The following is a 6,439-nucleotide window of genomic DNA, read 5'->3' on the forward strand; positions in this document are numbered from 1 at the left end:
CGCGGGTTACATTCCTTTCGAGGATAAGTAAGAGTTGATTCGAAAGGTACCCGCGGTGGTCGCCTTTATGTGCACCGGCACGAGGCTTCACCCGGGTAACAGATACACCACACTAGCGGACGCAACCTGCCGGACTTAGTAGGCCGTAAATTTAGCGCCAACGAGCCGAACCGCGTTTATGTTGGCGACATTACATACCTGCCGTGCAAGGGAGGCACAAACATGTACTTAGCCACAGTCATTGATAAGTATTCACGCAAACGTGCAGGTTATGCACTCGCAGACCACATGCGAGTCTCACTGGTCGTCGATGCTTTAGCTCACGCGCACGGTGTGCGTGGCAGTGGTGACGGGGCCATTTAACATTGACGATCACGGCAGTGTGTACACCTCGCAAACCTTCAGAAATTACTGCTCGTCGTTGGGTGTGCGCCAGTCTATGACAGCGGTAGGAACGAGTGCGGATAGGCGCCCTAGCAGAATCGTTTAACGCCACTTTAAAGCGGGAAGTGCTGCGTGATAGGAAAGTTTTTGACGATCCGATGACCTGCCGGCAGGACGTCTTCCGGTGGTGCATGCGCTTATAACACGCGCCGGCGGCACTCCTGGTGCAACCTTGTAGCCCCTGATGTCTTTGAAGCCGAGACTTCGGCTATACTGACCAAAGCAGCATAGCTAGCCCCCGATGTGTCCACTTTTCGGGGGTCGGGCCCGTGATCGCCCGATAGAGGTAGCACCACCTGCCGCCGACCCGGATAAGGTCTCATCCACCCGCCAGGAACTGGCCTGCCAGTCAGGTACCTGCCGGTACCACCGTGTTTGCTTGTCCAGCTCAGGGGCGTATTTCTGGACCCAGCGGTAGATTGTGGTGTGATCGACTGGCACGCCCCGCTCGGTCATCATTTCCTCCGGATCGCGGTAGCTCACCCCGTAGCGGCAGTACCACCGCACTGCCCCCAGAATGATGTCACGGGGGAAATGACGACCGGAGAAGATACCCATGGCTGTGATTACTTCACGTCGCTCTTCCTACTGCCCCAACTTTGCAACAGCACCGGAAACTCTTTGACAGTCCAATCAGCTGCCGCCAGGAAATCTTCCGGTGGTGCATGCGCTACAACACGCCCAAGCGGGACTCCTGGTGCAACCTTCTAGCCCCCGATGACTTCGAAGCGCTTAATTCAGCTACACTGACCCAAGCAGCATAGCTAACCCTCAACGTGTCTACTTTCCGGGGCAAGGCCCATGGGAACAGATCATTTTTAGAGATTTGCGCCGCTTTTTCAAGGTCGGTGAAGGTAGAGCCCGACCCCGACGTGTCCACTATCCAGGGTGGGGCCCGGTTAGTGGACCCCGGCCGAAGTGGAAACCGAATTCTGGAAGTAGGACCCGCCCCAAACGGGGCATCGAGGATGATTTTCACTCATCTTGTTATCGTGACCTCTACTGGCTAACACACCAGAAAGCTGTGTGCGGTATTTCCTGGTGAAAGACCACTTATCGTCATAAATAGTGAAGTAGGCATAATGCCACCAAATCAAGCCTTCTAATGAGACACCCCCAACAACACAGTCTGTCGTTGAGGCCGCACCAGCAAGCGTGGGTGGATACGGTACAAAATAGGCTTTGTAGTGCTGATTTGTGTTGTTTCGGGGCGGCTGTGTAAAGTAACTTTTCGTGCCCGAGAGGTACAAACAATTAAAAATGGCCTTGTGGCGCAGTTGGTTAGCGCGCCGCCCTGTCACGGCGGAGGTCGCGGGTTCAAGTCCCGTCAAGGTCGCGGAAGCCTTAAGGTTTCTGGCCAGATAGCTCAGTCGGTAGAGCACACGCCTGAAAAGTGTGGGGTCGCCAGTTCGATCCTGGCTCTGGCCACAATTATGGTCCTTTTATATAAAAAGGACCATTTTTGGTTTAATGGGGGACATGGAAAGAGTGATTTCTCATCAGGTCGATTCGTCCAGCTTTGTACTTACCGTGGATGGTGTGAAAGCGGGAATCTGTGAGTACGTAGATTCCGGCGATGTTCGCGACTTCAACCACACGGTCATAGGAGATGACTTCCGTGGACGTGGCCTGTCCTCTCCGCTGATCAAGGCAGCGCTCGATGAAACCCGGGTTGCCGGCATGAGGATTATCGCCACCTGCTCTGCTGTGGCGAACTTTATCAACAAAAACCCCGACTACCGGGATCTGCTGCACGGTTAACCCTGCGTACAAAAGCGTCCCCACAAGTCTATAGGCGGCTTTTAGGCTTTTTAGATGTAGTAGTCCGGATCCACGAGTTTGATCCGCTCGTGCTTCTTTGAAGGCCTGTTCCTGGCGGGGATGCCTACGGCAATGTGATTGGCCGGAACATCCTTGGTTACAACGGCATTGGCGCCGATGGCAGAACCAGCCCCGATCGTGATAGGGCCTAAGACCTTGGCCCCGGCCCCGATGGTGACGTTATCTTCCACTGTGGGGTGGCGCTTGGTTTGGGTGAGCACCTGGCCGCCGAGCGTTACGCCGTGATAAAGCATGACGCCATCGCCAATTTCCGCGGTCTCCCCGATGACAATTCCCATCCCGTGGTCGATGAAGAAGCGGCGCCCGATAGTGGCGCCTGGGTGGATTTCGATGCCTGTAAAAAAGCGGTTAATTTGGGAGAGGATACGTGCTGGCCCCCGTAGGCCGCGCTTCCATAGCCAATGGGAGACACGGTGCGACCAGATAGCGTGCAGGCCGGAATAGACGATCGCGTTTTCAACGTCACCGCGTGCGGCTGGGTCATGGTCGCGGGCATTGGCTAAATCTTCCCGGATATATTTAATAATGTTCATACGAACTATAATACTGGTCACAAAAAGGCACCCGCCAAGTTTAACGGGTGCCTTTTATTCACGGACTAGGCTGCGGGGCTTTGTTATGCCTCGCGTATGTCCTCGAATAGAACGGTGGAAATGTAGCGCTCGCCAAAGTCGGGTAGGACAACGACGATGGTCTTGCCCTCGAACTCGGGGCGCTCCGCCAGCTTCAGTGCAGCCGAGAGGTTTGCTCCGGCGGAAATACCAACCAGCAGGCCTTCCTCGGTTGCCAGAGCGCGAGAGAGCTTGATGGATTCCTCGAGGGAGGCGGTTAGAACCTCATCCAGCTGCTCGCGGTTGAGCACATCCGGTACGAAGTTGGCGCCCAGGCCTTGGATCTTGTGTGGGCCTGCTTGGCCTTCAGACAGCACAGGGGAGTCTGCCGGCTCAACGGCTGCAAGATAAATGTCTGGGTTCTTGGACTTCAGGTATCGGCCGGCACCGGTAATGGTGCCGCCGGTGCCGACTCCGGCGACGAAGGCATCGACATTACCCTCGGCGTCTTCCCAGATCTCCGGCCCGGTGGTGGCTTCGTGGATCTTGGGGTTGGCCTCGTTAGCGAACTGGGAAGCTAGGATGGCGTTATCGCGCTCGGCGAGGATCTCATTAGCTTTGTCAACTGCACCCTGCATGCCGGCAGCGCCTGGGGTCAGGATGATTTCTGCACCGTATGCGCGCAGCAGCACCTTGCGCTCATTAGACATGGTTTCTGGCATGGTGAGAACGACGTTGTAGCCCAAGGTGGCACCGGCCAGTGCCAGGGCAATGCCCGTGTTGCCGGAAGTAGCTTCGACGATGGTGCCGCCCGGCTTCAGGTCACCAGACTCCTCGGCGGCCTTGATGATGGCCATGCCGATGCGGTCTTTAACGGAGTTGCCAGGGTTAAAGGACTCCACCTTGGCTAGCACGGTGGCGCCCCTGCCCTCTGCCAAGCGGTTGATGCGGATAAGTGGGGTACCGCCGATGGTTTCTAGAACATTGTTATATACAGCCATTTTTTAAGACTCCTTTGGGAATCAGATTTGTAGTCAAATCAGGTACAAACGCAAAGATACACTATTCGGGTAGACAGACCGGTATATTCATAGCAGACAATGTATTCGGGCATCGAATGTGGGATTCACTGCTACGGAAACAAGGGGGCGATTTCGAATTACCCCCACATACTGTCTATAATTCCACGTAGTTACCCGCCGGTCCCCAAGTTTTCGGGGATATCGGGTGCACCTGCTTGGTTACCCCCGACGAGGAAAGAGTCTCATGGAGTCGCATCGCCTCAAAGATGATGAAGAATCCGTACGCGCGGCACTGTCATCCCTCAAAACTGCCACCGGAATTCCGGTGACGATGTACGCGACATTATTGGCCGATAACCGCCTGCAAATTACCCAGTGGATAGGCTTGCGTACACCGGCACTGCAGAATCTGCTTATCGATGCCGGCGTGGGTGTCGGTGGTCGCGTTGTCACCACCCGCCGCGCGGTGGGCGTATCAGACTACACGCGGGCTACCACCATTTCTCACGAGAACGACGGCGTAATCCAAGACGAAGGATTGCACTCGATTGTGGCCGTGCCTGTTACTGTGCAGCGCGAAATCCGCGGCGTGCTCTATGTTGGCGTGCACTCGCCGGTGCGCTTGGGTGACAAGGTCATCGAAGAGGTCACGATGACGGCACGGACCCTGGAGCAAGACCTAGCGGTCAATTCAGCAATGCGCCGCGCCGACGGCAGCAAGGGTAGTGCCTCGCGTGGTCATGCCATGAATGGTGCGGAGTGGGAACAGGTTCGTTCCACCCATTCTAAGTTGCGCATGCTGGCTAACCGCGTCGAAGACGAAGAATTGCGCAAGGAACTCGAGGCGCTGTGTGATCAGATGGTCTCTCCCGTCCGCGTGAAGCAGTCAACTAAGCTTTCCGCCCGCGAACTCGACGTCCTTTCCTGTGTCGCGCTCGGTCACACCAACGTCGAAGCTGCGGAAGAAATGGGAATTGGTGCCGAAACCGTCAAGTCTTACCTGCGTTCCGTTATGCGTAAGTTGGGGGCACATACCCGCTACGAGGCTGTTAATGCTGCCCGCCGGATCGGCGCGTTGCCCTGATAACCGGTAGCGTAGAAAGCTGTGAAAGATCAGTTTATTGTTTCCGGCGGTGCTCGCCTTGTAGGCACCGTCAAAGTAGACGGCGCCAAAAACAGCGTCCTTAAGCTCATGGCCGCCGCATTGCTGGCGGAGGGGACGACGACGCTGACCAATTGCCCGGAGATTCTGGACGTACCTCTAATGAAGAAGGTGCTCGAAGGCTTGGGCTGCGAGGTGACGATCGATGGCGGCACAGTCAGGATCACAACCCCTGCCAAGCCAGAATCAAAAGCGGATTTTGATGCTGTCCGTCAATTCAGGGCATCGGTATGCGTCTTAGGCCCACTAACCTCGCGCTGCGGGCATGCCAAGGTGGCGCTGCCTGGCGGTGATGCCATTGGCTCCCGCCCGCTCGATATGCACCAGACTGGCTTGGAAAAGCTCGGAGCTACGACCCGTATCGAACACGGGGCGGTGGTGGCTGAAGCATCATCACTTCGCGGTTCTACCATTCGCCTGGACTTCCCATCCGTTGGTGCGACGGAAAACATTGTGACCGCAGCCGTCTTGGCCGAGGGCACCACTGTTCTCCACAATGCTGCCCGTGAGCCCGAGATCGTGGATCTATGTGAAATGTTAAGGTCCATGGGTGCCAACATCGAGGGCGCGGGTACCTCCGAGGTTACTATCCATGGGGTGGGCCGACTATACCCGACGGAACACGAGGTTATCGGTGACCGCATCGTTGCCGGCACGTGGGCCTACGCCGCCGCCATGACGCAAGGCGATATCACCGTCGGAGGAATTGCACCGCGCCACCTGCACCTTCCACTGGAGAAGCTCAAGTCCGCAGGTGCAGATATCGAAACTTATGAAAACGGCTTCCGTGTGCGGATGGATAAGCGCCCGACTGCCGTGGACTACCAGACCTTGCCTTTCCCCGGCTTTCCGACTGACCTTCAGCCCATGGCCATTGCCATTTCCGCCATCGCCGAAGGAACGACCGTGATTACGGAAAACGTCTTCGAGTCTCGGTTCCGCTTCGTTGATGAAATGCTCCGCTTAGGTGCGGATGCCCAAGTAGATGGCCACCACGTGGTGGTGCGGGGAAAGGAAAATCTTTCTTCTACGCATGTATGGAGCTCCGATATCCGCGCCGGCGCTGGCCTGGTTCTCTCTGCACTGTGCGCCGATGAATCCACGGTAGTTCACGATGTCTTCCATATTGATCGCGGCTACCCTCACTTTGTGGAGAACCTGTTACGGTTTGGAGCCACCATCGAAAGGACGCAGGAGGAAGAAGTCTTCTAATTAGCTTCCCCCAGTTCGAATTTATACCGATTATGCTGGGGGTTTGCGTTGTATCGTGAGTTGGTATAAATTTTATCCAAGTCGCCGGGAGGTAGCTGGTTGGTTACTTTTTAGTGATTTTTGTACTGGTCTGGTTCAGGGATTTGATTTGTTTCAGGTTGTTGGGTAGGTTGGTACGGGTCGCCGTTGAGAGGTTAATTTTTGGT

General features: G+C 55.9%; 5 protein-coding genes, 2 tRNA genes and 2 pseudogenes. 6 read left to right on the top strand and 3 right to left on the bottom strand.

What is annotated here, in order from left to right; translation table 11 throughout:
• Positions 1-129 precede the first annotated feature (129 nt).
• A pseudogene (locus D9V82_RS12835) lies at positions 130-675 on the top strand (IS3 family transposase); the annotation flags it as partial.
• Positions 676-712: 37 nt separating this feature from the next.
• On the opposite strand, the pseudogene D9V82_RS11625 reads toward D9V82_RS12835, so the two are convergent.
• A pseudogene (locus D9V82_RS11625) lies at positions 713-1,002 on the bottom strand (IS6 family transposase); the annotation flags it as partial.
• Positions 1,003-1,706: 704 nt separating this feature from the next.
• On the opposite strand from D9V82_RS11625, the gene D9V82_RS11635 reads away from it, so the two are divergent.
• The 3 genes from D9V82_RS11635 (at position 1,707) to D9V82_RS11645 (ending at position 2,205) form a co-directional block, all read left to right on the top strand.
• Positions 1,707-1,780 (top strand) — tRNA-Asp (locus D9V82_RS11635).
• Between the two features lie 19 nt (positions 1,781-1,799).
• Positions 1,800-1,872: transfer RNA gene (locus D9V82_RS11640), tRNA-Phe, on the top strand.
• Positions 1,873-1,923: 51 nt separating this feature from the next.
• Positions 1,924-2,205, top strand: a complete 282-nt coding sequence (locus D9V82_RS11645) for a GNAT family N-acetyltransferase (protein ID WP_234457251.1) — start codon at positions 1,924-1,926, stop codon at positions 2,203-2,205.
• A gap of 50 nt (positions 2,206-2,255) precedes the next feature.
• Here the strand turns inward: D9V82_RS11645 and epsC are convergent, their stop codons facing one another.
• Positions 2,256-2,819 (bottom strand): serine O-acetyltransferase EpsC, encoded by a 564-nt coding sequence (gene epsC / locus D9V82_RS11650; protein WP_121912503.1) that lies wholly within the window; start codon positions 2,817-2,819, stop codon positions 2,256-2,258.
• An 83-nt stretch (positions 2,820-2,902) separates the two neighbouring features.
• A complete protein-coding gene (gene cysK, locus D9V82_RS11655; protein WP_121912504.1) occupies positions 2,903-3,838 on the bottom strand; it encodes a cysteine synthase A in 936 nt (311 codons plus the stop codon).
• A 265-nt stretch (positions 3,839-4,103) separates the two neighbouring features.
• Here cysK and ramA point away from each other — a divergent pair, with 265 nt between their 5' ends.
• Together ramA and murA are read left to right on the top strand one after the other, a co-directional pair.
• A complete protein-coding gene (gene ramA, locus D9V82_RS11660; RefSeq protein ID WP_121912505.1) occupies positions 4,104-4,943 on the top strand; it encodes an acetate metabolism transcriptional regulator RamA in 840 nt (279 codons plus the stop codon).
• Positions 4,944-4,964: 21 nt separating this feature from the next.
• A complete protein-coding gene (gene murA, locus D9V82_RS11665; protein WP_121912506.1) occupies positions 4,965-6,233 on the top strand; it encodes a UDP-N-acetylglucosamine 1-carboxyvinyltransferase in 1,269 nt (422 codons plus the stop codon).
• The last annotated feature ends 206 nt before the right edge of the window (positions 6,234-6,439 follow it).

Source organism: Corynebacterium macginleyi (assembly GCF_003688935.1).
Taxonomy (GTDB): Bacteria; Actinomycetota; Actinomycetes; order Mycobacteriales; family Mycobacteriaceae; genus Corynebacterium; species Corynebacterium macginleyi.